Below are 26,684 nucleotides of genomic sequence, written 5' to 3'. Positions count from 1 at the left end.
GTGTTCCATGGTGTGTGGGGGGGGCGATGAGTTGTGCATGTTACAGGCACTACGAGCGACACGTTGCGGGTGATGTTGGGGCGGTTCACCCAAGCGTCGACGCTATCGTTGCGCTGAAACAAACCATCGGATATTTGATTTGACTTGCCTGGCCTATTTATCAAGAATGCCAGCAAGAGCGCGAAATCTGCTGCCTTGCAGGGCATTAGCGGACGTAGGTACCTCGGCGATGCTGCAACATCGGTGTAAGGTGAGACCTCTTCATCCCATTTCCTGAGGATGCAAATATCAGGATTCAAACATCAAGGGCAGCCAAATGGCTGCCCTTTTCTTTGTCTTCAAGAATGTACCGCTTGTACAAAAGCTCGCCTTGGCGGTGTCTGTTCATTGCTCTGGCCGGAGCGTGCATGAAGTTCCAGAGGACATGCCCGTTTCGCACATCGACCACGACAAGCATGTCGTTTTTTGCCTCATAGGCATTGATGAATGCCATTCGGTAACCACCATTATCGTAAAGGACTTTCCAGACTTCGAAAGGTCCCGCGAGCGTATCGATGGCATGTCGAACATAGCGTTCTCGGGAGTCTGGGCGTTTCTCAACGATGTGGGCCAGTTTGTCGCGCATGACTGCAACGTTTGCAATGGGTGTGAGAATAGTAACGGCCAAAACGGACTCGTCGATGAAACCGAAGTGATCGAAGAGGATTTTGAGGGCGCCCTCTGTGTCTTCAGCCCTTTTTACTTCTTCTATTGCGGCTGACCGAAGTTCTCTGGATAGCGTTCTCAGATCGGGTAACGCAAGATCGATCCAGGTTTGTTGGTCGGCCGCTTCTTTTATCAATGGCGCAGTATTCACCAGCATGAAAACAATCCTGAACGAGCGGTGGCGTCCGGAGATTACTCGTCTGGAGAAAAGGTCAACAAGGCAGGAGAGTGGGAGAAAACATAGGTTAGGAACATTCCTACAGACCTTGCGGCTGTATTCCTCGAAACGCGCTTCGGAACTTGCCTACAGCCTTCGGGGAAGTCTTCCGAACATTGCGCTCGCCAAGACATCGATACCTAATCCATCGCCCAAGAAAAAGCCGCGCATTTAGCGCGGCTTTCAATTTGGTGGGCCCACACGGACTTGAACCGTGGACCAAAGGATTATGAGTCCTCTGCTCTAACCAACTGAGCTATAGGCCCTCAGTAGGTCGCGGATTATAGCGACGGTTTCTCGGCTGTGCTATCCGAATAATCCGATACGGTTACACGCAGAAACGTTGCCGCGAATTCTTCCGGGGGCAGTGGCAGGCTGACGATGTAGCCCTGGATCTGTTCGCAGCCTTCGGCAGCGAGAAATTGTTGTTGTGCCTGGGTCTCTACGCCCTCGGCAATCACGGTGAATTGCATGCTGCGACCAAGGGCGATGATGGCTCGGACAATCGCTGCATCGTGGGGGTCGTCGGGCAGTCCGCGGACGAACGACTGGTCGATCTTGAGGATATCCAGTGGCAGGCGCTTGAGGTAACTGAGTGAGGAATAGCCGGTGCCGAAGTCGTCGATCGCCAGTTGTACGCCGAGATGTTTGAGTTGGTGCAGCACGGCCAGCGCCTCTTCGGCCTGACTCATGATGAAATTCTCGGTAATTTCCAGTTGCAGTAAATCCGGCTGCAGGCCGTTGTCGTTGAGCAGTTGTTCGATGCGTCCGAGCAGATTGGGCTGGCGCAACTGCGCGCCGGCGAGGTTGACTGAGAGCGGGCCGAGGCTGTCGTAGACCTGATTCCACTCGAACATCTGCCGGCACGCGGTCTCCAGCACCCAGTCGCCGATCTGCAGGATCATGCCGTTTTCTTCGGCCAGCGGAATGAAGTGCTCTGGCGGTACGTCGCCAAAGGTCGGGTGGCGCCAGCGAATCAATGCTTCGGCACCAACCAGGCGGTGATCCTCCAGACTGATTTTTGGTTGGTAGTAGAGAAACAATTCATCGCGCTCGATGGCTCGGCGCAGTTCGTGTTCCAGCGCCACGCGTTCGCTCGCTTGGGCAGTGAGGTCGCGGGTGTAACTCTCGACGCGATTGCGGCCCTTGGCCTTGGAACGGTACATCGCCGCGTCGGCGTTTTTTACCAATGTGGCGACGTCACAGCCATCGTGCGGGTAGAGGCTGGTGCCGATGCTGGCACTGATGAAAAACTCATGCTCGCCAGCCTGGAACGGCGCACCGAAGCAATTGAGCAGTTTGCTGGCGATGTTGTCGGCGTCGCTGGCCTGTTGCAGGCCGGGCAGCAGGATGATGAATTCATCGCCGCCCAGCCGCGCCACCGTGTCGATGTCGCGCAACTGTTCTTTCAAACGCACGGCAATGCCCTTGAGCAGCAGGTCGCCGACCGGGTGACCAAGGCTGTCGTTGATGTGTTTGAAGCGATCGAGGTCGAGGAACAGCACGGCGCCCTGGCCGCCGTTTTCCTGCTGATTGTTGAGTGCAGTGAGCAAACGGCTTTCGAACAGTGTGCGATTGGGCAGGCCGGTCAGCGGGTCATGGTGCGCCTGATAGTCGAGTTTGGCTTGCGCATGTTTGAGGCTGGAAATGTCGGCAAACACTGCGACGAAGTGGGTGATGAATTTGTCACGATTACGCACGGCGCTGATGGTCAGCCAACTCGGGTACAGCTCGCCGTTCTTGCGCCGATTGGAGATCTCGCCTTGCCAGTGTCCTTCGTCGGTCAACTGGTGCCACATCGCCGCATAAAAAGCGCTGTCGTGCAGGCCGGAAGCGAGCAAGCGCGGTGTATGACCGAGGGCTTCGCTCTCGCTGTAGCCGGTGATCTCGGTAAAGGCACGGTTGACCGCGCTGATGTGCTGCTGAGTATCGGTGATCAACACACCTTCGGCGGTGCTCTCGAATACGGTCGCGGCTTGCTGCAGTTTTTCCTGCATCAGATGACGCTCGGTGATGTCACGGGCGATGGTCAGCATGCAGTCTTCTTCGCCGATCGGCAGCGGACGGCTGGAGACTTCGCAGAGGCGAATCTGCCCGTCGCTGCGGCGGATATGGCAGGTGAAGTCGCGGACGAAACCATCCCGGTGCAACAGATCGAGCATCTGTTTGCGTTCGTTGAGGTTGACCCAGATCCCCAGGTCCAGCGCCGAACGATCTACCGACATCGCACTGTTGAAGCCGGTGATGCGGCTGAAACCTTCGTTGACCTCCAGCAGCAAACCATCGCTCTGGCGCGACAGCAACAAACCGTCCGGTGAGGCGTGGAAGGCCTTGGCGAACTTCTCTTCGGAGGTTTGCAACTGTTGTTGGGTTTCCTTGAGCTGGGTGATGTCGCGCACCACGACCACCAATGCGGGCGTGGTGTCGAGGTCGAATGGCTCGGCGGAAATCAGGCCGGTGAACAACTGGCCGTTGTTGCGGCGAAAGGGCAGTTCCAGATTGCGGATGCTGCCAGCCTGCAAGCGCTGCAACAGCCCTGGCCCGACACCGGGGATGCCCCAGATATTCAGGTCAGTGGCGGTTTGACCAATGACTTCTTCGGCTTTCAGGCCGATCTGCTCTTCAAACGCTTCGTTGACCTCCAGCAGACAACCGTCAGACAGGCGCGCGATGACCAGGATGTCCGGACATTGCTGGAACACCGAAGCAAACTTCTGCTCGGACAGCCGCAGTGCTTCTTCGGTACGCTTGATTTCGCTGATATCGATCATCAGGCCGCGCATCACCGGTTCGTGGCCATGTTCGATCAGGCTGACGATGTCGCGCACCCAAAGGCAGCGGCCATCGGCGGTGATGACGCGATAATCGACGATGTGGTCGCGGCCTTCACGCAGGGCTTCTTTGCAATAACTCTGGGTGCGGGTCAGGTCGGCCGGATGAATGATGTTGTGCCAGAAGCCTGGAATCAGCCAATGGGATTGTGGGTAGCCGAGCAAGTCTTCGGCGTGGGGCGACACATAGCTGTAGGTGAAGTCGCTCATGCGCGCTTCCCAGGCGATGGCCGAAAGACTTTCCACCAGGCCGCGGTAGTGATATTCGCTGCTGCGCAGCTCCTGTTCGAGGTCGATTCGACGGGCGATTTCCGAACTCAGGCGGCGGTTGATGCGGATCACCACGGCCAGGATGGTGATCAGCAATAACAGCCCCGGCAGGCCGTAGATCAGCAGGTCTGACCAGAATGTCCGGTGATCGAGGACGTTGCCGACCCAGTGTTCCTGAATACTGCTGATTTCGTCCGGGCTCATGTCGGCGAGGACTTTGTCGAGAATCCCCACCAGCACCTTGTTGTCGCGGGGCACGGCCATCGCCAATTGGTAGCGATAGGGTGTTTCGCCGCTGACGTACAAACCGTCGAGCTTGAGCTGGCGCAGGCTCCAGACGCTGGAAGCGAGGTCGCCGACCACCGCGTCGACCTCGTCGGTGGCCAGGGCCTGCAAGGCTGAGCTGACATTCGGCATGGCCACCAGATTCAGATCCGGGTGGTGAGTGCGCAAGAGCTCATGCGGTGCGTAGTTTTCCACTACGGCGATTTTCAGGCCGTACAGGTCGTCGAGTTTGCGCGGTTGCGCACCTCCGACGTGGGCGAGGATCACAATCGGGAAGTCGAGGTAAGGCCGGGTGAATGAGAGATAGGTCTGGCGTTCCGGGGTCGACATGATTCCCGGCAGCAGGTCGATCTTGCCTTGTTTGACCTGCTCCAGCACTACCGTCCAGCTCACCGGTTCGATGGGTGTCAATTTGATAGCGAGGCGTTGACGAATAACGTCGATATAGTCGGCCGCCAAGCCTTGATAACGGTTCTGGTCGTCGCGGTACTCGAACGGCGGCCACGACGCATCGACACCCAGATGCAAATCCGGGTGAGCCGCCAGCCAGCTACGTTCTTCATCGGTCAGAGTCAGCGCGTCAGCCGTTGCGGTCCAGATCATCAGTGACAGCAAAAAAAGCACGGACGCCAGTCTGGGCATAACGCTCTCGTTATGGCTCGGGGATGATTGTTTCGAGTGTAGACGGGGTATGCGGGGGAGGGGGGATGCGCGGGATTTAATCTGCCATATAAACAAAACCCCCGGCCTGGGCCGGGGGTTCTGGTATCACTCGTCGAGGAAGGAGCGCAGATGCTCGCTTCGCGTCGGGTGGCGCAGCTTGCGCAGCGCCTTGGCTTCGATCTGACGGATCCGCTCACGCGTTACGTCAAACTGTTTGCCCACTTCTTCGAGTGTGTGGTCGGTGTTCATGTCGATACCGAAACGCATGCGCAGTACTTTGGCTTCACGGGCAGTGAGGCCGGACAGCACTTCGCGAGTCGCTTCTTTGAGGCTCTCAACAGTGGCGACATCGATTGGCGACTGCATGGTCGAGTCTTCGATGAAGTCACCCAGATGGGAGTCTTCGTCATCACCGATCGGCGTTTCCATGGAGATCGGCTCTTTAGCGATCTTCAATACCTTGCGGATTTTATCCTCAGGCATTTCCATGCGTTCGCCCAGCTCTTCCGGAGTCGGTTCGCGACCCATTTCCTGCAACATCTGCCGGGAAATACGGTTGAGCTTGTTGATCGTCTCGATCATGTGCACCGGAATACGGATGGTGCGGGCCTGGTCGGCGATCGAGCGAGTGATCGCCTGACGGATCCACCAGGTGGCATAAGTCGAGAACTTGTAACCACGACGGTATTCGAACTTGTCTACCGCTTTCATCAGACCGATGTTGCCTTCCTGGATCAGATCGAGGAACTGCAGGCCACGGTTGGTGTACTTCTTGGCGATCGAGATCACCAAACGCAAGTTGGCTTCAACCATCTCTTTCTTCGCGCGGCGGGCCTTGGCCTCACCGATCGACATGCGACGGTTGATGTCCTTGATTTCAGCGATGGTCAGACCGGTCTCGGTTTCCAGCGCAATCAGCTTCTGCTGGCAACGAAGGATATCCGGCTGCACGCGACCGATGGCTTCGGCGTACTTGCTCTTGCCTTTGGCCAGAGCGTCGGACCAGCTTTCGTCGACTTCATTGCCCGGGAACTGACGCAGGAAATCGGCGCGTGGCATACGTGCATCACGTACACACAGTTGCATGATCGCGCGCTCTTGCTGACGCAGACGATCCAGGGCGCCGCGAACACGCTCGACCAAACCTTCGAATTGCTTCGGTACCAGTTTGATCGGCATGAACAACTCGGCCAGAGCCAACAATTCGGCAATCGCTGCCTTGTTGTTGCGACCGTGTTTTTTCAGCGCCTTGCGGGTGACTTCCATCTGATCAGCCACGGCGCCGAAGCGCTGGGCAGCGATGACCGGATCCGGACCGCTTTCGGCTTCTTCTTCGTCATCGGAAGATTCGGCTTCATCGTCGTCGGTTTCGTCGTCGGCTTTCGCTGCTTTCGCTTCGACAGGCGGCGGCACTTCGGCAGGCGGCGCGATGCCGTCGTCCGGGTCGATATAACCGCTCAGGACGTCGGACAGGCGACCACCTTCGGTGGTGACGCGGGTGTACTCGGAGAGAATGTGGTCAACCGTGCCAGGGAAGTGCGCGATTGCGCTCATCACTTCACGAATGCCCTCTTCGATCCGCTTGGCGATTTCGATTTCGCCTTCACGAGTCAGAAGCTCGACCGTACCCATTTCACGCATGTACATGCGCACTGGGTCAGTGGTGCGACCGATATCGGTCTCCACCGCTGCCAACGCAGCGGCTGCTTCTTCCGCAGCGGCCTCGTCGGTATCGGCGTCGGCCAACATAAGGGCGTCCGCATCCGGAGCACTCTCGTGTACGGGGATCCCCATGTCGTTAATCATGCGGATGATGTCTTCCACCTGCTCAGGATCTGAAATATCCTCGGGCAGGTGGTCGTTGACCTCGGCGTAAGTCAGATACTTCTGCTCACGACCCAGTTTGATCAACTCAATAATACGAGACTGCTGTTGCGCTTTTCCGGACATAACACCCTATCCACTGAAGGTCTTGGCGGGCAAAAAACAAGCCGAGGATTATACCTGAGCTATGACCTCACGCGCCAGTTGAGGTCGGGTTTGATGCGGAAACATTGCGACTAAGAAGGTCGCGCAGTTGATTTTTCTCTTCAATACTCAGTTCGCTTTGACGGGCTTTCCTGAGTAACTGTTCAAGATTTCGCTCGCGTTGGCGGGCTGACAAGCTAGTAATGGTGTCGAAAAACTGTTGTTCAAGGTTATCTCCGTCAATCAACCACTCCTTTTCTGCCAGTGCCTTGAGCAAGCGTCCCTGTTCAGTGCCGTGCCATCGCGCGATCAACTGAAATGAGTTTAGCTTGGGATTCTTCTGTACGGCTTCGAGCAGCGCCACAAGTAGTTGGGCGTTGGTCTGATTTTCGTCGGCAATGTGCCCAGCATCTTCGACGCGCTCGGCCAATTGCGGGTGATGAAGCAGTGTGCGCAGGGCGGTCAAGGTCGGCGACTCGACGCCAATCGGCGTACGTGGGCGTTGCTGATCGCGATCACCGCCACGCTTGCCGTTCTTGTCCCAGGGCTTCTTGTCCCATTTCTTGCCGCCAGCGCCGGGTTTCTTCGGCGTCCATTCCTGCTGCGGCACATACATGTCCTGTGCCTGCGGCTGATGGTAGTCGCTGTAGTCCGGCATTGCGTCGTAATCGATGCCCGGATCGTAGGCTGGCGGCGCTTCCTGCGGCGCATTTTGTGCCAGCTGACTGACGGTTTCGCTGCTCAGGCCGGTAATTTCGGTCAGGCGCTGACGCATCAGAATGCGCAGGTTGGCGCCCGGCACTTTGTCGATCAACGGTGCCGCGAGGGTGGCCATGTGGGCCTTGCCCTCGAGCGAGCGGGGGTCGGCTTCTTCGGTCAGTTGCTGGAAGAAATAGTCCGCCAGCGGCTGAGCGTGTTGATTGATTCGCGCCTTGAACGCGTCAGTGCCTTCGGCGCGTACCAAGGTGTCCGGGTCTTCGCCTTCGGGCAGAAACAGGAAGCGTGCACGACGCCCGTCCTGCAGGCTCGACAGCGTTGCTTCCAGTGCGCGCCAGGCGGCGTTACGGCCGGCCTGGTCGCCGTCGAAACAGAACAAAACGTTCGGCACGACGCGGAACAGGCGTTTCAAGTGTTCTTCGCTGGTCGCGGTGCCCAGCGTCGCGACGGCATTTTTCAGGCCTTGTTGGGCGAGGGCGATGACGTCCATATACCCTTCGACGACAATGATTTCGTCGAGGTTGCGGTTGTTCTTGCGCGCTTCATAAAGGCCGTAGAGCTCCTGGCCTTTATGGAATACCGGGGTTTCCGGTGAGTTCAGGTACTTCGGCTTGTCGTCGCCGAGTACGCGACCGCCGAAAGCGATGATCCGCCCACGGGTGTCGCGGATCGGGAACATCACGCGATCGCGGAAGCGGTCATAGCGTTTGCCGGTTTCGGCGTTCTCGATCAACAGGCCGGCGTCGATCATGGCTTTTTGCTGCAAAGTGTCGCTGCTCAAGTGCTTGAACAGGTTGTCCCAGCCCGGTGGCGCAAAGCCGAGGCCGAAATCCCGGGCGATCTCGCCGGTCAGGCCGCGGCCTTTGAGGTAATCCACGGCTGCCTTGCGGGCGGGATGGCTCTTGAGCGCCTGCTTGTAAAAATCCGCAGCAGCGGTGAGCAACGGGTATAGCGGCGAATCGGTCGGTTGCCGTGGCTTGCGCTCGCGGCCACTTTCTTCGCGGGGGATTTCCATGCCGGCGGCTTTCGCCAGATCCTCGACAGCCTGGGGGAAATCCAGGTTGTCGTGGTCCATGAGAAAGCCGAGGGCATTGCCGCCGGCGCCGCAGCCGAAGCAGTAATAGAACTGCTTGTCGGGGCTGACGCTGAAGGACGGGGTTTTCTCTTTGTGAAACGGGCAGCAGGCGGTGTAGTTCTTGCCGGCCTTCTTCAATTGCACGCGCGAGCTGACCACGTCGACGATGTCGGTGCGGTTCAGCAGGTCGTCAATGAAGCTCTGGGGTATCAGCCCGGCCATGGCATTCTCGTCGTCTGCGCTGCAATAAGTCCGATGCGAAAGGCTGGCGGACGCGGGTCATTATAGGAAGCACGCAAAATGTGCGGCTCGACCGGTGTCGTCTGCGTAATCGCTGTCGGGAAGTGTATCTGCCGAAAATCCACTGACGTTAGTAGCCATCAGTCTTCGACTATTTGAAAGTGTTGCGCTGAATCCGCTGGCGGCCGGTAAAGGGCCTCGGATAGCTCAATAAAGCGGGCACGCATGCAGGTGCCTTGGGCTGATCGTCGTAAGAGGAATCAGTGGGTGTGCTCGTCAGTAGCCTTGAAAGGCTCGTCAGAAAAGACGTGCACCGCTGGCAAAAGAGCCAGGTCTGACGCGTGAAGCAGATTTGTCTCGGTCGCGTGTGCGGCTTCGACGGTGAAGCATCAAGCGTTTTACGCAAATGCCATTAGCCCGGCTGAGAGCCGGGCTTAGGCAAGAAGCTTGCTACGAACGTCTGTGTATTAGTACAGACGAACGGCGCGGCGCTGTTCGCGCTGAACTTTCTTGGCGTGACGCTTAACAGCGGCTGCTGCTTTGCGCTTACGCTCAGAAGTTGGCTTCTCGTAAAATTCGCGGCTACGAACTTCAGCCAGTACACCGGCTTTTTCGCAGGAGCGCTTGAAACGACGCAGAGCTACGTCGAAGGGTTCGTTCTCTTTAACTTTGACGGCTGGCATCCAGAGCTACCTTCATTCATTACCGGGGTCAACATCCTCGCGGCAAAAGAGCACTTGAAGACGTCGGTTTTTAAGGGTTGCGGATGTTAACCCCTCATCGCTCGGAATGCAAAGCCTCTGATCGAAAACCGCTGGTCGGGGCATCACGCGGCGACTAGAATGCGCGCCTTCGAATTCAGCCTAAACAAGGCGCAAACCCATGCTAGTACTGGGATTAGAAACCTCCTGCGACGAAACCGGCGTCGCATTATATGACAGTGAACGCGGCCTGCTGGCCGACGCACTGTTCAGTCAGATCGACCTGCACCGCGCCTATGGCGGTGTGGTGCCGGAGCTCGCCTCGCGTGACCACGTCAAACGCATGCTGCCCTTGATTCGTCAGGTGTTGGCCGAGGCTGACTGCGTGCCGACCGAGATCGATGCAATCGCCTACACCGCGGGCCCTGGCCTGGTTGGCGCGTTACTGGTTGGTGCTTCCTGCGCTCAGGCGCTGGCGTTTGCCTGGGGTATTCCGGCACTCGGTGTGCACCACATGGAAGGGCATTTGCTCGCGCCGATGCTCGAGCCAAAACCGCCGGAATTCCCGTTCGTCGCTTTGTTGGTCTCCGGTGGTCATACACAGCTGGTTCAGGTCGATGGCATCGGCCAATACAGTCTGCTCGGCGAGACCCTCGACGATGCCGCCGGCGAAGCGTTCGATAAAACCGCGAAGATGATGGGCCTCAATTATCCGGGCGGACCGGAAATCGCCAAGTTGGCGGAGAAGGGCGTTGCAGGACGTTTCACCTTTCCGCGTCCGATGTGCGATCGCCCGGGCCTGCAATTCAGCTTCAGTGGTCTGAAAACCTCTGCGCTCAATGCCTGGCAGCAGTGCGTCAGCGCCGGGGACGACAATGATCAAGCCCGTTGCGACATCGCGCTGGCGTTCCAGCAGGCCGTGGTGGAGACTTTGACCATCAAGTGCAAGCGTGCCCTGAAACAGGCCGGCATGAAGCGTCTGGTGATCGCTGGTGGCGTCAGCGCCAACAAGGCATTGCGGGTGTCGCTGGAGAAAATGCTCGGCGACATGAAGGGCGATGTATTTTATGCGCGTCCGGAGTTCTGCACCGACAACGGCGCGATGATCGCGTTTGCTGGTTGCCAGCGGTTGCAGGCCGGTCAGCAGGAAAGCCTGGCGATCAGCGTGCAGGCGCGCTGGCCGATGGAGCAGTTGTCGGCGTTGTGATGAGCGGCGCTCATGAGCTGTATTTAAAAATGCCGTTCGCGCCCGGCAAACAGGTCGCGTAGATTGCCGCGGTGGCGCCAGACGATCAGCAATGTCAGCGCGCTCATCGGCAACAGCGCCTCCGGTTCCTGCCAGGCGAGCAACGGCAGGGTCAGCGGCGTGGCGATCAGCGCCGCCAGTGAGCTGGTGCGGGTCAGGTAGAACGTCAGCAGCCAGGCGCAAACCGCCAGCAGCGCGGCGGGGGGATACAGGCCCAGCAGCATGCCGGCAGCGGTGGCGACGCCTTTGCCGCCACGAAAGCGAAAGTACAGCGGGAACAGGTGACCGATCACGGCGCACACGCCAATCCACGCCTGATCCTGCAGCGAAAGACCGACAGCCGAGGCGATCAGCACCGGCACCAGGCCTTTGCACAGATCACCCAGCAGGGTCAGGATCGCCAGTTTGCGACCGGCCAGGCGCAGCATGTTGGTGGCGCCGGCATTGCCCGAGCCACTCATTCGCGGATCCGGATTTCCGGTCAGGCGGCTGAGCAAAATGGCGAAGGACAGCGAGCCGAGCAGGTAGGCGAGAGTCGCCAGTAACCAAAACATGCTAACTATTCCGGGCGAGGACGCCCTGATTCTAACGGCGCATTGCGCCCTTGTCGTGCAGTGGAGAGAAGTGCTTGGACAGAGTGTTTATCGAGGGCCTGGAAGTCGACACTGTGATCGGTGCCTACGACTGGGAGCGCGGCATTCGACAGTGCTTGCGTCTTGATCTGAGCTTCGCTTGGGACAATCGCCCGGCCGCCGCCGGTGACGACCTGACCCTGGCGCTCGATTACGCCAGTGTTTCCACGCGGATTCAGGCTTTTGCCGAGCAAGCTCAGTTTCAGCTGGTCGAGACCTTCGCCGAGCGTTTGGTCGAAGTGCTGATGAGCGAATTCAAGATCACGTGGGTACGCCTGAAGCTGACCAAGCCCGGCGCCGTTCCAGCCGCCAAGGGTGGCGTGGGTGTGGAGATCGAGCGCGGATGTCGCTGACTCAGGTCTATCTCGGGCTCGGTAGCAATATCGAGCGCGAAACCCATTTGTGTGCAGGTCTCGATGCATTGGCGACGTTTCTGGTGGATATCCGCTGTTCGGCGGTGTTCGAGAGCGCGGCGGTGGGGATCAAGAGCGGGCCGTTCTTCAACTTCGTGGTGTCGGCGTATACCGATCTGCCGTTGATGGAGCTGGATCGGCGCTTGAAATTCATCGAGGCGGATAACGGACGTTACGCGCCGGATCGCAAGGGCCTGCCCCTGGATATCGACGTGCTGTTGTATGGTGATCAGGTGGGGAATTTCGACGGTCTGGTTTTGCCGCGTGCGGAAATTCTGAAAAAGGCTTTTGTGTTGTGGCCGTTGTCGCTGATTGCGCCGGATCGCGTGCATCCGGGGGTGGGAAAAAGCTTCGCGACGTTGTGGGCAGAGGCGCAGATTGATCAGGTGCTGGCGCCGGTAGCGTTCGAGTGGCGGGGTAAGCAGTTAACCCCGCCGAATCTTTAAAACAAAAGATCGCAGCCTGCGGCAACTCCTACAGAGAAACGCATATTCCCGAGTAGGAGCTGCCGCAGGCTGCGATCTTTTGATCTTGCTTCAGGCGTTCTCTTTGTAAGCCTTCAATGCCTTGAGCCGCTCACGCTTCAGCGCTTCGCCCAACTCAGGGCCCTTGAATCCCTTCTCCAGCAACGGCTGCACCGCGACCTCTCGCGCTGCCTTGGCCGCGCCACGCAAATAATCCGCCTGTGGATAACTTCTCTGCTCCAGCCCTTTACGGCCTCGGGCGTCCATTTCGCAGGCAGCGATAAACTCTTCAAACCTTTGCGGCCGGCGATACACGTCAAAGCTCTGCAACAACTCCAGTAGCGTAGATGCCTTCAACTCCAGGGCCCGGTGGCCATGGGTGTGGTACTTGCCAACCAGCAAGGCCAATTCCTGGCAATCCTTCGGCGCCTTGAAGCGTTCGTTGACCGCTTTGATCAGCTTCAATCCGGTGTGCTCATGGGCTATATGCCGAGGCCACTGTTCTTCCGGGGTCAGGCCTTTGCCGAGGTCATGCAGCAGACAAGCCCAGCGCACGGTCAGCGGTTGTTTGTGCAGCGCCGACTGCTCCAGCACGCTGAGTGTGTGCAGGCCGGTATCGATTTCCGGATGATGCGCTTCCGGTTGCGGCACGCCAAACAGCGCATCCACTTCCGGCATCAGCACTTTTAGCGCACCGCAGTCGCGCAGAACCTGAATGAACACCTGTGGCTGATCTTCCATCAGTGCGCGGGAGATTTCTTTCCAGCTGCGCTCAGCGGTCAATGCTTCCAGTTCGCCGGATTCGCTGAGTTGGCGCATCAGTTCGAGGGTTTCCGGTGCGACAGTAAAACCCAGCCCGGCATAGCGCGCGGCGAAGCGGGCAACACGCAGAACGCGGAGGGGATCTTCGGCAAACGCCGGGGAAACGTGGCGCAGGATTCGAGCTTCAAGATCGCGCTGGCCATCGTATGGATCGGTGAGATTCTGCTGATCGTCCTCGGCCATGGCATTGATGGTCAGGTCCCGACGAATCAGATCTTCTTCAAGAGTTACTTCGGGGCTGGCGTGAAAGGTGAAGCCGCCATAACCGCGACCGCTTTTGCGTTCGGTGCGGGCGAGGGCGTATTCCTCACCGCTTTTCGGGTGAAGAAAAACCGGGAAATCCGCACCGACCGGGCGATAGCCCTTGGCGAGCATTTCTTGCGTGGTGGCGCCGACCACCACCCAATCGATGTCCGTGACCGGTTTGCCCAGCAAGCGATCACGTACGGCACCGCCAACCTTGAAAATCTGCATAAAAAACCTCCGTTAGCCCGACAGGATAACCCTTGCGCCGGACTTGCGGAGGCCAGAACCGTTTCAAAGATGAATGACGGCGAGGTCGAGCCGACCGTAATCCCCTTCGCTGTGTTCACTGCGTGGCGGAACGTGATGGGTTTTCATGATCTGGTCGCCTTGCAGGGTTTCCAGGTGGATATCGAAGCCCCATAAGCGATGCAGATGTTTAAGCACCTCGTCAGTGGAATCTCCCAGCGGTTTGCGATCGTGTTGCTGGTGACGCAAGGTCAGCGAGCGATCGCCGCGCCGATCGATGCTGTAGATCTGTACGTTCGGTTCGCGGTTGCCGAGGTTGTACTGTGCCGCCAGGGTTTCGCGGATGATTCGATAACCGGGTTCGTCATGGATCGCCGGCACCAACAAGTCATCCTTTTGATCGTCATCCATAATGCTGAACAGCTTCAGATCACGGATTACCTTGGGTGACAGGTACTGCAGGATGAAGCTCTCATCCTTGAAGCTGCTCATGGCGAATTTGATGGTCGATAGCCAGTCCGTTCCGGCGATTTCCGGGAACCAGTGACGATCTTCCTCGGTAGGTTCTTCGCACATGCGCCGAATGTCGCGGTACATGGCAAAACCCAGTGCATAGGGGTTGATGCCGCTGTAGTACGGACTGTCGAAGCCAGGCTGGAACACCACGCTGGTGTGTGACGTCAGAAACTCCATCATGAAGCCGTCAGTGACCAGGCCTTCGTCGTACAGGTCGTTCATCAGGGTGTAGTGCCAGAACGTCGCCCAGCCCTCGTTCATCACCTGGGTCTGACGCTGTGGGTAAAAGTACTGGGCGATCTTGCGCACGATGCGCACGATCTCGCGCTGCCAAGGCTCCAGCAACGGCGCGTGCTTCTCGATGAAATAGAGGATGTTTTCCTGCGGCTCTGCCGGGAAACGTGCGTTGTCCTTGTCGCTGTATTTGTCCGCGCCTTTGGGAATGGTGCGCCACAGATCATTGATCTGCTTCTGCATGTGTTCTTCACGATCCTTCTGCCGCCGGCGTTCCTCCTCGGCGGAAATCGGATACGGGCGTTTGTAACGGTCGACGCCGTAGTTCATCAGTGCATGGCAGGAGTCGAGCAAGTCCTCCACGGCATCGATGCCGTGGCGTTCCTCGCACTGCATGATGTACTGCTTGGCGAACACCAGGTAGTCGATGATCGAACTGGCATCCGTCCAGGTGCGGAACAGGTAATTACCCTTGAAGAAGCTGTTGTGGCCATAGCAGGCGTGAGCCACCACCAGCGCCTGCATGCAGATGGTGTTTTCTTCCATCAGATAGGCGATGCACGGGTCGGAGTTGATCACGATCTCGTAGGCCAGGCCCATTTGTCCGCGACTGTAGGATTTTTCGGTGCTGAGGAAGTGTTTGCCGTAGGACCAGTGGTGATAACCCAGCGGCATGCCCACCGACGCATAGGCGTCCATCATCTGCTCGGCGGTGATCACTTCGATCTGGTTGGGATAGGTGTCCAGCGCATAGCCGGCCGCGATACGGGCGATTTCGCGGTCGTAGGTCTGGATCAGCTCGAATGTCCATTCGGAGCCGGTGGAAATGGGTTGGCGCTTCTGCTCTTTGGCGGTCATGTCACTAACCTGCGCTGGAAGAGTTCACGGAAGACCGGATAGATATCCCCGGCCGAGACCAGTTGCTGCTGGGCAAATGTGTCAGAAAAGGCTTCGGCGATGCGTTCGTACTCGTACCACAAGGCCTGATGTTCACGCGGGGTGATCTCCACGTAAGTGTAGTACTGCACAAACGGCATGATCTGGTTGATCAGGATGTCACGGCAGATCGGCGAGTCGTCGTTCCAGTTGTCACCGTCGGAGGCCTGAGCCGCGTAGATGTTCCACTCGTTACTCGGATAACGCTCGGCCATGATCTCCTGCATCAGCTTCAGCGCGCTGGAGACGATGGTGCCGCCGGTTTCCCGCGAATAGAAAAACTCCTCTTCGTCGACTTCCCGGGCGCTGGTGTGGTGGCGGATGAATACCACGTCGATCTTGTCGTAGTTCCGTTTCAGGAACAGGTACAACAGGATGAAAAAGCGTTTGGCAATGTCCTTGGTCGCCTGGGTCATGGACCCGGAAACGTCCATCAGGCAGAACATCACGGCTTTCGAGCTCGGGTTCGGTTGTTTGATCAGCAAGTTGTATTTCAGGTCGAACGTATCGAGGAACGGCACGCGATGGATGCGCGCGCTAAGTTTTTCGATTTCCGCCTCGAGTTCCTGAATATCGCCGAAATTGTCCGGCTCTTCGCGTCTTAGTCGCTCAAGTTCTTCTTTGACTTCGCGTAGCTTCGCCCGGCTGCTGCCGGACAGGGCGATGCGCCGCGCATGGGCGGAACGCAGGGTGCGGATGATGTTGATCCGGGACGGGTTGCCTTCGTTACTGATCCCGGCGCGCACGGTTTTGAAAGTGTCGGTACCGCTCAGGTTGCGTTTGACCAGGTTCGGCAATTCGAGGTCTTCGAACATGAATTCGAGGAATTCTTCCTGGGTGATCTGGAAGACGAACTCGTCCATGCCCTCGCCGGAATTACCGGCCTTGCCCGGACCGCGTCCGCCACCACCGCCCGGTGGTCGGGCAATATGCTCGCCGGCGGTGAATTCCTTGTTGCCAGGGTGAACCACGGTCTGCTTGCCGCCGCGGCCGTGGTGAAGCACCGGTTCGTCGATGTCGCGACCGGGAATGCTGATTTGCTCGCCGTGTTCCATATCGGTAATGGAACGGCGGCTGACGGCCTCTTCGACAGCCTTTTTGATGTGATCACGGTAACGCCGCAGGAAACGCTGGCGGTTCACCGTGCTCTTGTTCTTGCCATTCAGACGTCGGTCGATCACATAACTCATAGGAAGCCCTCCGGGCAGCTTCAAGTTGTGAGCTTCAAGCTGCAAGAAAAAGCAGGTTCCCGGGCATCAGTGGGTTACGCGCTTTGTTCTTGCAGCTCGTAGCTAGAAGCTTGCAGCTGCTTCACTGCGACTTCCGTACCCGCAGGTACCATTCGGAAAGAAGCCGTACCTGTTTGTCGGTGTAGCCGCGCTCGACCATTCGAGTGACGAAGTCGTTGTGCTTCTGTTGGTCCTCCTTGCTGGCCTTGGCGTTGAAGCTGATGACGGGCAGCAGATCCTCGGTGTTGGAGAACATTTTCTTCTCGATGACCACGCGCAGTTTTTCGTAGCTGAGCCAGGTCGGGTTCTTGCCGTTGTTGTTGGCCCGGGCGCGCAGGACGAAGTTGACGATCTCGTTGCGGAAATCCTTCGGATTGCTGATACCGGCCGGTTTCTCGATTTTTTCCAGTTCTTCATTCAACGCGACGCGGTTGAGGATCTCGCCGGTTTCCGGATCGCGGTATTCCTGATCCTGAATCCAGAAGTCCGCGTACAGCACGTAGCGGTCGAAGATGTTCTGGCCGTACTCACTGTAAGACTCGAGGTAAGCGGTCTGGATCTCCTTGCCGATGAATTCGATATAACGCGGTGCCAGGTATTCCTTCAGGTAGCGCAGGTAGCGCTCGCGGGTTTCGGCCTGGAACTGTTCCTGTTCGATCTGCTGTTCCAGCACATAGAGCAGGTGCACCGGGTTGGCGGCGATTTCATGCGGATCGAAGTTGAACACCTTGGAGAGGATCTTGAACGCGAAGCGGGTCGACAGACCGTTCATGCCTTCGTCAACACCTGCCGAGTCGCGGTATTCCTGGATCGACTTGGCCTTCGGATCGGTGTCCTTGAGGTTCTCACCGTCGTAGACGCGCATTTTCGAATAGATGTTGGAGTTTTCCGGCTCCTTGAGGCGTGACAGCACGGTGAACTGCGCGAGCATCTTCAGGGTGTCGGGCGCGCAATGGGCCTTGGCCAGAGAACTGTTGAACAACAGTTTGTCGTAGATCTTCACTTCGTCGCTGACGCGCAGGCAATACGGTACTTTGACGATGTAGATCCGGTCGATGAACGCTTCGTTGTTCTTGTTGTTGCGGAAGGTGTGCCATTCCGATTCGTTGGAGTGAGCGAGCAGAATCCCGGTGAACGGAATCGCGCCGAGGCCTTCGGTACTGTTGTAGTTGCCTTCCTGTGTCGCGGTCAGCAACGGGTGCAGCACCTTGATCGGTGCCTTGAACATTTCGACAAATTCCATCAGGCCCTGGTTGGCCCGGCACAGCGCACCGGAGTAGCTATAAGCGTCGGCGTCGTTCTGTGGGTATTCCTCGAGTTTCCGGATATCGACCTTGCCCACCAGCGCCGAGATGTCCTGGTTGTTCTCGTCGCCCGGTTCGGTCTTGGCCACCGCGATCTGGTTGAGGATCGACGGGTACAGCTTGACCACGCGGAACTGGCTGATGTCGCCGCCGAATTCGGCCAGGCGTTTGGTCGCCCATGGCGACATGATGGTGTTCAGGTAGCGCCGCGGGATACCGAAGTCTTCTTCGAGGATCGCGCCATCTTCGGTGGCGTTGAACAGACCCAGCGGCGACTCGAATACAGGTGAGCCCTTGATCGCGTAGAAGGGCACTTTCTCGATCAACTGTTTCAGCTTTTCGGCCAGGGACGATTTACCGCCGCCGACAGGGCCGAGCAGATAGAGGATCTGTTTCTTCTCTTCCAGGCCTTGGGCGGCGTGGCGGAAATACGAGACGATCTGGTCGATGCATTCTTCCATCCCGTGGAAGTCTTCAAAGGCCGGATAGCGACGGATCACCTTGTTGGAGAAGATGCGTGACAGCCTCGAATTGGTCGAGGTGTCGAGCAATTCCGGCTCGCCGATTGCCAGCAATAGACGCTCGGCGGCGGAAACGTAGGCGCTACGGTCTTTCTTGCACAGCTCCAGGTACTCTTGCAGCGAGAGTTCTTCCTGGCGTGTGGACTCGAAGCGTTGTTGGAAGTGGCTAAAGATACTCATGACGTCACCTCGCTCGATACGTGGAGCCGACGCCGGATCACTCAGTCGATGCTGGCAAACAACCGTTTTGGCGGCTGTTTGTTTACCCCCCAGAACACTTCCACGATCGACAATCGTGAAAGTCACTCCCGATGACCCGTGCGCCGGTGTACCGGCTCTCCCCTGATTTGGATGGCCTGGGCTTAAGGATAGTTGGGAATTCGGGAGGTAAAGGCGAGATACGTAATTAGTTGTGGCAAGACCGTTCGTCTGCCAGCGCAGGCCCACGGCAGCCGGGGCCTGCGCGTTGCAAAAAAATTATTCGGCGGTGCCTTGCGCGGTTTCCGCAGGATACGTCGTACGCCACAGCTCAAAGCCGCCGTCCATGCTGTAGACGTCGGAAAAGCCTTGGCTGATCAGGTAAGCCGCAGCGCCCTGGCTGGAATTACCGTGATAGCAGACGACCACGGTCGGGGCATCGAGGTCAGCGCCCTGAATGAAGGCGTGCAGCGAGTGATTGTCCAGATGCTTCGAACCACTGATGTGTAGCGCTGCAAAAGTTGCCGGATCACGGACGTCGACGACGACCGCGCCTTGTTCACGCAGGGCCTGGGCCTGTTCCGGGGGGATTCGTTTGAATTCGCTCATGACGGGTTCCTGTTGCTCGGCTGAAAGCGCAGTCTAACGCGGTGCGCTGACTGGCGAAGATTCGGGGATAAGTGGTGCGACGGTCTGAGCTAGACCGCCGTGTTCGTCGCATTTGCACGACAGGCGTTCGCCGCTGTCGACGTTCATCAGGGTCAGGCTGCCGCCCCAGACACAACCGGTGTCCAGCGCCGAGATGCCAGGCTCATGGATATTGCCTTCAAGGGCCGCCCAGTGGCCGAAGATGATCCTCAGGCCCCTGGTCTTGCGCTCCTTGTGCTGGAACCACGGTTTGTAACCCGCTGGCGCGGTGTCGAGGCCTTCCTTGCTCTTGAGGTCGAGCTTGCCCTCGGTGGTGCAGAAGCGCATGCGCGTGAAATAGTTGGTGATGACGCGCAAGCGGGTCACACCTTTGAGGTCGTTGTCCCATTTCGCTGGATCGTTGCCGTACATGCCGTCGAGGTAAGCGGGGAACAGATTATCGTCACGCAGGGCGCTTTCGACTTCGGCGGCGCACTTCAGCGCGCGGTTCAGCGACCATTGCGGCGGAATGCCGGCATGCACCATGGCGACATCGCGAGTCTCGTCGTAATGCATCAGCTTTTGCTGGCGTAACCACTCAAGCAACTCGGCGCTGTCCGGTGCCTCGAGAATCTCGCGCAAGGTGTCCGACTTCTTCAGGCGCTCGATGTTTTTCGCCGCCGCCAGCAGATGCAGGTCATGGTTGCCGAGCACGCAGACCAGCGACTCACGCATGCCATAGAGAAAACGCAGGGTTTCCAGCGATTGCGGGCCACGGTTGACCAGATCGCCGACCAGCCACAGACGATCAAGCTTGGGGTCGAACGCCACCTGCCTGAGCAGGCATTTCAGCGGTTCGAGGCAGCCCTGCAGGTCGCCGACAGCATACGTCGCCATCAGTGCAAGGCTCCGGGCACCGCCAGACGGAAAGGTTTGATGATGGCGTCGAAATGCTTGCCGTCGTCGGCGACCATTTCGTAGGTGCCCTGCATGGTGCCGACCTTGGTGGTCATCACCGTGCCGCTGCTGTAGGTATGGCTCTGGCCCGCATCGATCAGCGGTTGCTGGCCGACGACACCGGCGCCGCGCACCTCTTCGACATGGCCGTCACCATCGGTGATCACCCAATGTCGCGACATCAGGCGCGCGGGCTGCTCGCCATTGTTCTGCACGGTGATGGTGTAGGCGAAGGCGAAGCGGTCGTGCTCGGGTTGCGATTGGTCTGCCAGATAGCGGGTAACGACACTGACATCGACCTGGTAACGGGAATCGGACATGCAAGGGGCCTTAAACGAAGCGGAACGCGGGGCGTAGCTGATGGGGAATCAGTCTAGGCAAGTATCGGGCAGTAAACCAGAGTGGCGTCCTGCCCGATAGCGCTCATCGCTTGTCAGTCGGCGGCGGGGGAGGCCGGAACCTGTATGGCGAGTTGGTCAGCCAAGCGTACGAACGCGGCCAGGTCCAGTTGCTCCGGACGCAGGCTGCCATCGACACCAGCGGCTTCGATCTCGGCATTGCTGAGCAATTGCTTGAGCGTGTTGCGCAGGGTTTTACGGCGCTGGTTGAACGCTTCGCGCACGACGCGCTCCAGCAACTTGTGATCCTTGGCCGGGTGCGGCAGTACGGCGTGCGGCACCAGGCGAACGATCGCCGAGTCGACTTTCGGCGGCGGGTTGAACGCGCCGGGGCCGACATTGAACAGATGTTCCACGCGGCAGTGGTACTGAACCATGATCGACAGACGACCCCAGTCACCACCGCCCGGGCCAGCAGCGAGGCGTTCGACCACTTCTTTCTGCAGCATGAAGTGCATGTCGCGAATGATGCCGGCGTTGTTCAGCAGGTGAAAAATCAGCGGCGTCGAGATGTTGTAAGGCAGGTTGCCGACCACACGCAGGCTGTTCGGCGCGGCATTGAGCGTGTTGAAGTCGAACTTCAGCGCATCGCCCTGATGCAGGTTGAAGTTGCTCTTGCCGGCAAACTGCTGATTGAGGATCGGGATCAGATCCTTGTCCAGTTCCACCACGTCCAGTTGCGCGCCGGAGTTGAGCAAACCGGCAGTCAGTGCGCCCTGGCCCGGGCCGATTTCCAGCAGGCGGTCTCCAGACTTGGCACTGATGGAGCGCAGGATGCGATCGATGACGCCGGCATCGTGCAGGAAGTTCTGGCCAAAGCGTTTGCGCGCCTTGTGTTGGTATTGCTCGGTCATAAACGGGTCTCGGCCATCTGGTAGGCGGTTTCCAGGGCGACTTGCAGGCTGCCGGTGTCGATCTTGCCGCTGCCGGCCAGGTCCAGGGCGGTGCCATGGTCGACCGACGTGCGGATGATTGGCAAACCCAGGGTCACGTTGACGGCAGCGCCGAAGCCTTTGTACTTGAGCACAGGCAAGCCCTGGTCGTGGTACATCGCCAGCACTGCGTCGCAGTGCTCCAGATATTTGGGGGTAAACAGAGTGTCGGCGGGCAGCGGGCCACGAAGGTCCATGCCCTCGCTGCGCAGGCGCTCTAAGGTGGGTTCGATGATGTCGATTTCTTCATGGCCCAGATGTCCGCCTTCACCCGCGTGCGGGTTGAGCCCGCAGACGAGGATGCGTGGCCGGGCGATGCCGAATTTGTTTTGCAGTTCGCTGTGCAGAATCCGCGTGACCCGCTCCAGGCGCTCTGGCGTGATCGCATCGGCGATGTCACGCAGGGGCAGGTGAGTGGTGACCAGTGCAACGCGCAAACCGCGTGTCGCCAGCATCATGACGACCTGTGCGGTGTGGGTCAGGTCAGCGAGAAATTCCGTGTGCCCGGAGAACGCGATGCCCGATTCGTTGATCACGCCCTTGTGCACAGGCGCAGTGATCATCCCGGCGAAGTCGCCGTTGAGGCAGCCATTGCCGGCGCGGGTCAGGGTTTCGAGGACGAACGCGGCGTTGGCCTTGTCCAGTTGCCCGGCAACCACGGGGGCGCTGAGCGGTGTATCCCAGACGTACAGGCTGTTCGCAGGCGCCGGGGCCTTCGGCCAGTGATCAGGGCCGACCTCCAGCAAGTTGACGGCCAGCCCCAGCTGCGCGGCCCGCTCTTTGAGCAGGTCGCGGCTGGTAATGGCAATCAGGGGATGTGGCTGGGCTTGCGAGGCGAGCAGCAGGCACAGGTCGGGACCGATGCCGGCTGGGTCGCCGGGTGTCAGCGCGAAACGCTGGGGGTTCACTGCGCTGCCTGGTCTGCACCAGGGAGTTTGATCTCTACGTACGCTTCGTCACGGATCTGACGCAGCCAGGTTTGCAGCTCTTCGTCGTATTTGCGGTTACGCAGTACGGTCATGGCTTGTTGCTCGCGAGCTTGTTCAGTGCTGTCGGTGGCGCGGCGGCCAAGGACTTCCAGAACGTGCCAGCCGTATTGGGTCTGGAATGGCTTGGACAGCTGACCTTGTGGGGTCTTGGCCATCACTTCGCGGAATTCCGGCACCAGTGCGTTCGGATCGATCCAGTTCAGGTCACCGCCGTTGAGGGCCGAACCCGGGTCTTCGGAGTAGTTCTTCGCCAGTTCGGCGAAATCTTCACCGGCCAGGATGCGCTCGTACAGCGATTGCACCAGCGCCTGAGTCTTGGCTTCGTCACGGATCGGACTTGGTTTGACGAGGATGTGGCGGACATGCACTTCGTCACGCATCTGCGCTTCGCCACCACGTTTGGCCAGCAGCTTCAGGATGATGAAACCACCTGGAGTGCGTGCAGGCTGAGTGATGTCGCCAACCGCCATGCTGCTCAGCTCGCGATCGAACGGCGGTGGCAGTTGCGCGGCTTTACGCCAGCCCATGTCGCCGCCTTCCAGAGCGTTGTCGCTGCCGGACTTGGCAACGGCCATTTGACCGAAGTCGGCGCCTTGCTTGAGTTGCTGGTAAACCTCCATGGCCTGACGGGCAGCGCTCTGAATGGCGTCAGAGTTGGCGCTTTCCGGCGTCGGGATCAGGATGTTGGCCAGGTGCAGCTCTTCGGACAGTTGCATCTTGCCGAGGTCGGAGGCGAGGAAGTTTTTCACTTCCTGCTCGGATACCTGAATGCGTTCTGCCACACGACGCTGACGCACACGGCTGATGACCATTTCGCGTTTGATCTGGTCACGAGCGTCGTCATAAGACAGACCATCGCGAGCCAGAGCGGCGCGGAATTGATCCACTGTCATATTATTGCGCTGGGCAATCGTACCGACAGCCTGGTTCAGCTCTTCATCGGTGATACGGATGCCGGAACGCTCGCCGATCTGCAATTGCAGGTTCTCGACGATCAGGCGCTCAAGCACCTGTTGATCCAGCACGCCTGGTGGTGGCAAACCACCCCCACGCTTGGCGATGGTCTGCTGAACTTCGTGGACGCGCTGGTCCAGTTGGCTCTGCATGACCACGTCGTTATCGACGATCGCTACCACTTTATCGATGGACTGTACGGCGGCGTTGGCCGCCGTACCCAGGAACAGCGCGCCCAGCATCAGCGGGCGCAGACAATCAGAAAGCTTGGTCTTCACGTTGACGATAACCTTGGATGCCTTTGTCGAGGAAGCTCTCTACCTTGGCGCCGGTAAGGCCGCCGAGTCCCTTCAGAACAATTTGGAGGAAGACGCCGTGGTCGCCTTTTTCGTTTTCCGGGGCGTTCTGACTGAATTCGTCATAGCTGACCCAGTAACGGTTGATCAGGCGCAGTTTCCAGCAGCAGTTGTCATATTCGAAACCACCGAAGGCTTCCAGCGTACGGTTGCGGTTGTAGTCGTACTGCCAGCGGCTGATCGCGCTCCACTGCGGAACGATCGGCCAGATGACCGAGAAGTCATGCTGCTGGATCTTGTAGTAGTCCTTCACGTAGTTCGGTTGGCCCGGGGTGCCATAGTCACCACCACCCACCGACCATTTACCGGTGTTCTGGTCGTAACGAACCTGGTCGTTGCGATAGCGATAGCCGAGGTTGACGACCTTGTTCGGGTTGTCTTCCGGCTGGTAGTGGAACATCGCGCTGCCGGAACGTGGGCTGCGGCTGTCCGGATCCCAGTTGTAGTCGGCCGTGGTCCGCCAATCGCGGTTCCAGCGATATTCGTATTCCAGGGCGTAAGGCGAGACATTGGCCTGGGCATCGTCGCGGGTTTTCGCATCGATACCCGGCAGCTGTACTTCACGATCCTTGAAGTACAACGCCTGACCGACGCTGATGCGTTGACGTTCGAAACCGTCGTCTTCGATCCAGCGGCTGGTTACGCCCAGCGACAGTTTGTTCTCGTCACCGACACGGTCGGAGCCGGAGAAGCGGTTGTCGCGGAACAGCGAGGCGTAGTTGAAGGTGTATTCGCTGGTGTCGAACACTGGAATGTCTTCTTGATCAACCTCAGGTACGTAGAGGTAGAACAGGCGCGGCTCCAGGGTCTGGCGGTAGTTCTTGCCGAAGAACGACGTGTTGCGGTCGAAGTACAGGCCGCTGTCGATGCTGGCAATCGGTACGCCACGGTTCTGATTGCTGTCGAACTTGCCGTTGATCTTCTGCTGTTCGGCAGTCTGAGCAGCAATCTGCGACTTGCCGGTGCCGTCGAGATCAAGCTGGTACTGAGTGTACTGATACTTGAGCGACGGCTTCAGGAAGCCATAAGTCCAGTTCATCGGCAGGCTCACACCTGGCTTCAGATTCAGACGGTCGCCGTTGGCGCGAGCCAAGCCGGTAACGTTGTTGTCGAGGCGGGACTCGACAGTGCCGTCTTCATTGGTGAAGTTGCCGTTTTCCAGATCACGATCAAAACGAACCAGTTCGGTCTCGTAATCGAAGTTCAGGCCTTCCGGGTGATACGGCAGCCGACCATTGAAGGTGATCTGCGGCAGACGGTCATACGGGGTGATGTTCGACACGGTCGCCAGCTGATACGCCTGAGCGTTCAGTCGAGCGGTGTAGCTGTCGCCACGGTAAGTCACCGAACCCTGCTGGTTGACGAAGTCTTCGCTCTTCACGCCAATCTGGTCAGTGGTCAGATCCTGGAAGTAGTACGGATCACTGATCTTGGTGTAGTCAACCTGAGTGAGCACACGGGAGTCGAGACCGCCCTTGTGCTGCCAGTTGTACATGTAGCGATTCTTTTCGTAGTCGGTCTGTTTGCTGCGATCAGTATCTTCGTCGTTCAGATACGCCGCACCGAACTGGCCTTCACTCGACTTGGTCAGGTAACGGAATTCGCCTTCCACCAACATGCCGCGTTTGCTCATGTAACGCGGATACAACGTGGCATCGTAGTTCGGCGCCAGGTTGAAGTAGTACGGAGTGACCAGCATGAAGCCGGTATCGCTGCCGGTGCCGATGGTCGGCGGCAGGAAGCCCGACTGGCGACGGTCGTCGATCGGGAAGTAGATGTACGGCGTGTACAGGATCGGAATGTCCTTGACCCGCAGTGTCACGTTGGTCGCAGTACCGAAACCGGTCGCCGGGTTCAAGGTGATGTTGTTGCCCTTGAGCTGCCAGGCGTTGCTGTTCGGTTCGCACGTGGTGTACGTGCCGTCCTTCAAGCGGATGATCGCGTTCTCGGCACGCTTGGCGTACAGCGCGTTACCGCGGATGCGCGACTTGTGCATCACGTATTCGGCGTTGTCGACCTTGGCTTCACCGGTGTCGAGCTGTACATCGGCGTGATCGCCGACGATCAGCGCGCCGTTGTCACGGATGCGCACATCGCCATTGAGTTCGGCGCGGCTCTCGGCCTGGTACAGGCTCGCTTCATCGGACTCGACCTGCATGCTGCCCTGACGCAGGACAACATCACCGGCCAGGGTGCCAACTTGATCATCGGTGTTATAGCGCGAAGCTTTTGCGCCGATAAAGGTCGGAGCATCGCTTTTATTCGTCTTGTCATTCATGCCAGGACGAGTCGGCTCGATGTAGGCACCAGAGCAGTACGGACCGGTCTCGGCCAGTTGGGCGGCGGTGAGTTTCTCGCGCGGAACCCAGTCGAGATGACTGAAGTCTTCGCTACGGGATTTCAGGCCACGGCCTTTGGCTTCGGTGACCAGTGCCGTTTTAGGGCCTGTGTCGGCAACCGAACCATTTTCGGCCGGGGCGTCGCCGGTGGCGCTGATGGCACTGCCCTCGTGCACTGGACGTGGCGGCAATGCTGCTGCCGACGTCTTGGGCGCACAGGCCCAACCACCCGAAGCCGAGACGGAGCAGTCATACTGCTCGGCGGCGACAACGAATTGACTGGCCAGAGGTTGCATAGCCAGCAGACTGCCGGTTACCAACAACGGAAATTTTTTACGAAACGCGGGGGATTTCAATGCCATCTTATTAGTCCGGGCTTCCTGCGTGCCATCTGCCCGCGGTGTGGGCCGCACGCCTCTCGATGGTCTGAAAAAGATGCTGGATAATAAAGCA

At 58.6% G+C, this 26,684-nt stretch carries 20 protein-coding genes and 1 tRNA gene; 3 read left to right on the top strand and 18 right to left on the bottom strand.

All coding sequences use genetic code 11. The annotated features are described in order from the left end of the window. Positions 1-295: 295 nt before the first annotated feature. The 6 genes from AK821_RS17255 to rpsU all read right to left on the bottom strand — a co-directional run bounded on the left by AK821_RS17255 (position 296) and on the right by rpsU (position 9,654). Entirely contained in the window at positions 296-862 is a 567-nt protein-coding gene (locus AK821_RS17255; protein ID WP_064390795.1) for a PBECR2 nuclease fold domain-containing protein, read from the bottom strand. A gap of 249 nt (positions 863-1,111) precedes the next feature. After that, a tRNA-Ile gene (locus AK821_RS17250) sits at positions 1,112-1,188 on the bottom strand. Between the two features lie 15 nt (positions 1,189-1,203). Beyond that, positions 1,204-4,950, bottom strand: a complete 3,747-nt coding sequence (locus tag AK821_RS17245; protein WP_064390794.1) for a bifunctional diguanylate cyclase/phosphodiesterase — start codon at positions 4,948-4,950, stop codon at positions 1,204-1,206. 126 nt (positions 4,951-5,076) lie between these two features. Further along, positions 5,077-6,921, bottom strand: coding sequence for an RNA polymerase sigma factor RpoD (rpoD, locus tag AK821_RS17240; RefSeq protein WP_064390793.1), 1,845 nt, complete (start codon positions 6,919-6,921; stop codon positions 5,077-5,079). Positions 6,922-6,988: 67 nt separating this feature from the next. After that, on the bottom strand, positions 6,989-8,953 hold the full coding sequence (dnaG, locus tag AK821_RS17235) for a DNA primase (RefSeq protein ID WP_064390792.1): 1,965 nt from the start codon (positions 8,951-8,953) through the stop codon (positions 6,989-6,991). Between the two features lie 485 nt (positions 8,954-9,438). Beyond that, entirely contained in the window at positions 9,439-9,654 is a 216-nt protein-coding gene (gene rpsU, locus AK821_RS17230) for a 30S ribosomal protein S21 (RefSeq protein WP_002551877.1), read from the bottom strand. 199 nt (positions 9,655-9,853) lie between these two features. On the opposite strand from rpsU, the gene tsaD reads away from it, so the two are divergent. Then, positions 9,854-10,879 (top strand): tRNA (adenosine(37)-N6)-threonylcarbamoyltransferase complex transferase subunit TsaD, encoded by a 1,026-nt coding sequence (tsaD, locus tag AK821_RS17225; protein WP_064390791.1) that lies wholly within the window; start codon positions 9,854-9,856, stop codon positions 10,877-10,879. Positions 10,880-10,902: 23 nt separating this feature from the next. On the opposite strand, the gene plsY is transcribed toward tsaD, so the two are convergent. Continuing rightward, a complete protein-coding gene (gene plsY / locus AK821_RS17220) occupies positions 10,903-11,472 on the bottom strand; it encodes a glycerol-3-phosphate 1-O-acyltransferase PlsY (protein WP_064390790.1) in 570 nt (189 codons plus the stop codon). A 74-nt stretch (positions 11,473-11,546) separates the two neighbouring features. Here plsY and folB point away from each other — a divergent pair, with 74 nt between their 5' ends. Next, positions 11,547-11,903 carry a dihydroneopterin aldolase gene (gene folB / locus AK821_RS17215; RefSeq protein WP_064390789.1) on the top strand — a complete coding sequence of 119 codons (357 nt, stop codon included), beginning with the start codon at positions 11,547-11,549 and terminating at the stop codon, positions 11,901-11,903. Next, entirely contained in the window at positions 11,894-12,409 is a 516-nt protein-coding gene (gene folK, locus AK821_RS17210; protein WP_064390788.1) for a 2-amino-4-hydroxy-6-hydroxymethyldihydropteridine diphosphokinase, read from the top strand. Before folB ends, folK begins: the two co-directional genes overlap by 10 nt. 90 nt (positions 12,410-12,499) lie before the next feature. On the opposite strand, the gene AK821_RS17205 is transcribed toward folK, so the two are convergent. The 11 genes from AK821_RS17205 to AK821_RS17155 all read right to left on the bottom strand — a co-directional run bounded on the left by AK821_RS17205 (position 12,500) and on the right by AK821_RS17155 (position 26,593). After that, complete coding sequence (locus AK821_RS17205) at positions 12,500-13,723, bottom strand: multifunctional CCA addition/repair protein (protein ID WP_064390787.1); 1,224 nt, start codon at positions 13,721-13,723, stop codon at positions 12,500-12,502. A gap of 63 nt (positions 13,724-13,786) precedes the next feature. Continuing rightward, positions 13,787-15,349: a SpoVR family protein gene (locus tag AK821_RS17200; protein ID WP_064390786.1), complete on the bottom strand. Its 1,563-nt coding sequence runs from the start codon at positions 15,347-15,349 to the stop codon at positions 13,787-13,789. After that, complete coding sequence (locus AK821_RS17195) at positions 15,346-16,617, bottom strand: YeaH/YhbH family protein (protein WP_007910114.1); 1,272 nt, start codon at positions 16,615-16,617, stop codon at positions 15,346-15,348. Before AK821_RS17195 ends, AK821_RS17200 begins: the two co-directional genes overlap by 4 nt. Before the next feature lie 121 nt (positions 16,618-16,738). Continuing rightward, positions 16,739-18,661, bottom strand: a complete 1,923-nt coding sequence (locus AK821_RS17190; RefSeq protein ID WP_007910115.1) for a PrkA family serine protein kinase — start codon at positions 18,659-18,661, stop codon at positions 16,739-16,741. A 297-nt stretch (positions 18,662-18,958) separates the two neighbouring features. Beyond that, positions 18,959-19,288 (bottom strand): thiosulfate sulfurtransferase GlpE, encoded by a 330-nt coding sequence (glpE, locus tag AK821_RS17185; RefSeq protein WP_016983139.1) that lies wholly within the window; start codon positions 19,286-19,288, stop codon positions 18,959-18,961. 33 nt (positions 19,289-19,321) lie between these two features. Beyond that, the gene (locus AK821_RS17180) at positions 19,322-20,203 is read right to left on the bottom strand and encodes a symmetrical bis(5'-nucleosyl)-tetraphosphatase (RefSeq protein ID WP_064390785.1); all 882 of its coding nucleotides are present in this window, start codon (positions 20,201-20,203) and stop codon (positions 19,322-19,324) included. Continuing rightward, the gene (gene apaG, locus AK821_RS17175) at positions 20,203-20,583 is read right to left on the bottom strand and encodes a Co2+/Mg2+ efflux protein ApaG (protein ID WP_007910127.1); all 381 of its coding nucleotides are present in this window, start codon (positions 20,581-20,583) and stop codon (positions 20,203-20,205) included. The genes AK821_RS17180 and apaG overlap by 1 nt, the downstream gene beginning before the upstream one ends. 113 nt (positions 20,584-20,696) lie before the next feature. Beyond that, complete coding sequence (gene rsmA / locus AK821_RS17170) at positions 20,697-21,515, bottom strand: 16S rRNA (adenine(1518)-N(6)/adenine(1519)-N(6))-dimethyltransferase RsmA (RefSeq protein ID WP_064390784.1); 819 nt, start codon at positions 21,513-21,515, stop codon at positions 20,697-20,699. Beyond that, positions 21,512-22,501: a 4-hydroxythreonine-4-phosphate dehydrogenase PdxA gene (gene pdxA / locus AK821_RS17165; RefSeq protein WP_064390783.1), complete on the bottom strand. Its 990-nt coding sequence runs from the start codon at positions 22,499-22,501 to the stop codon at positions 21,512-21,514. Before pdxA ends, rsmA begins: the two co-directional genes overlap by 4 nt. Beyond that, positions 22,498-23,814, bottom strand: coding sequence for a peptidylprolyl isomerase SurA (gene surA / locus AK821_RS17160; RefSeq protein ID WP_146117577.1), 1,317 nt, complete (start codon positions 23,812-23,814; stop codon positions 22,498-22,500). The genes pdxA and surA overlap by 4 nt, the downstream gene beginning before the upstream one ends. Beyond that, the gene (locus AK821_RS17155; protein ID WP_064390782.1) at positions 23,795-26,593 is read right to left on the bottom strand and encodes an LPS-assembly protein LptD; all 2,799 of its coding nucleotides are present in this window, start codon (positions 26,591-26,593) and stop codon (positions 23,795-23,797) included. The genes surA and AK821_RS17155 overlap by 20 nt, the downstream gene beginning before the upstream one ends. Between the last annotated feature and the right edge of the window lie 91 nt (positions 26,594-26,684).

This window comes from Pseudomonas sp. RIT-PI-r, from assembly GCF_001297015.1.
Lineage (GTDB): Bacteria > Pseudomonadota > Gammaproteobacteria > Pseudomonadales > Pseudomonadaceae > Aquipseudomonas.
Note: the sequence above shows the minus strand (reverse complement) of the source record. Positions and strands in the feature narration are given on the sequence as shown.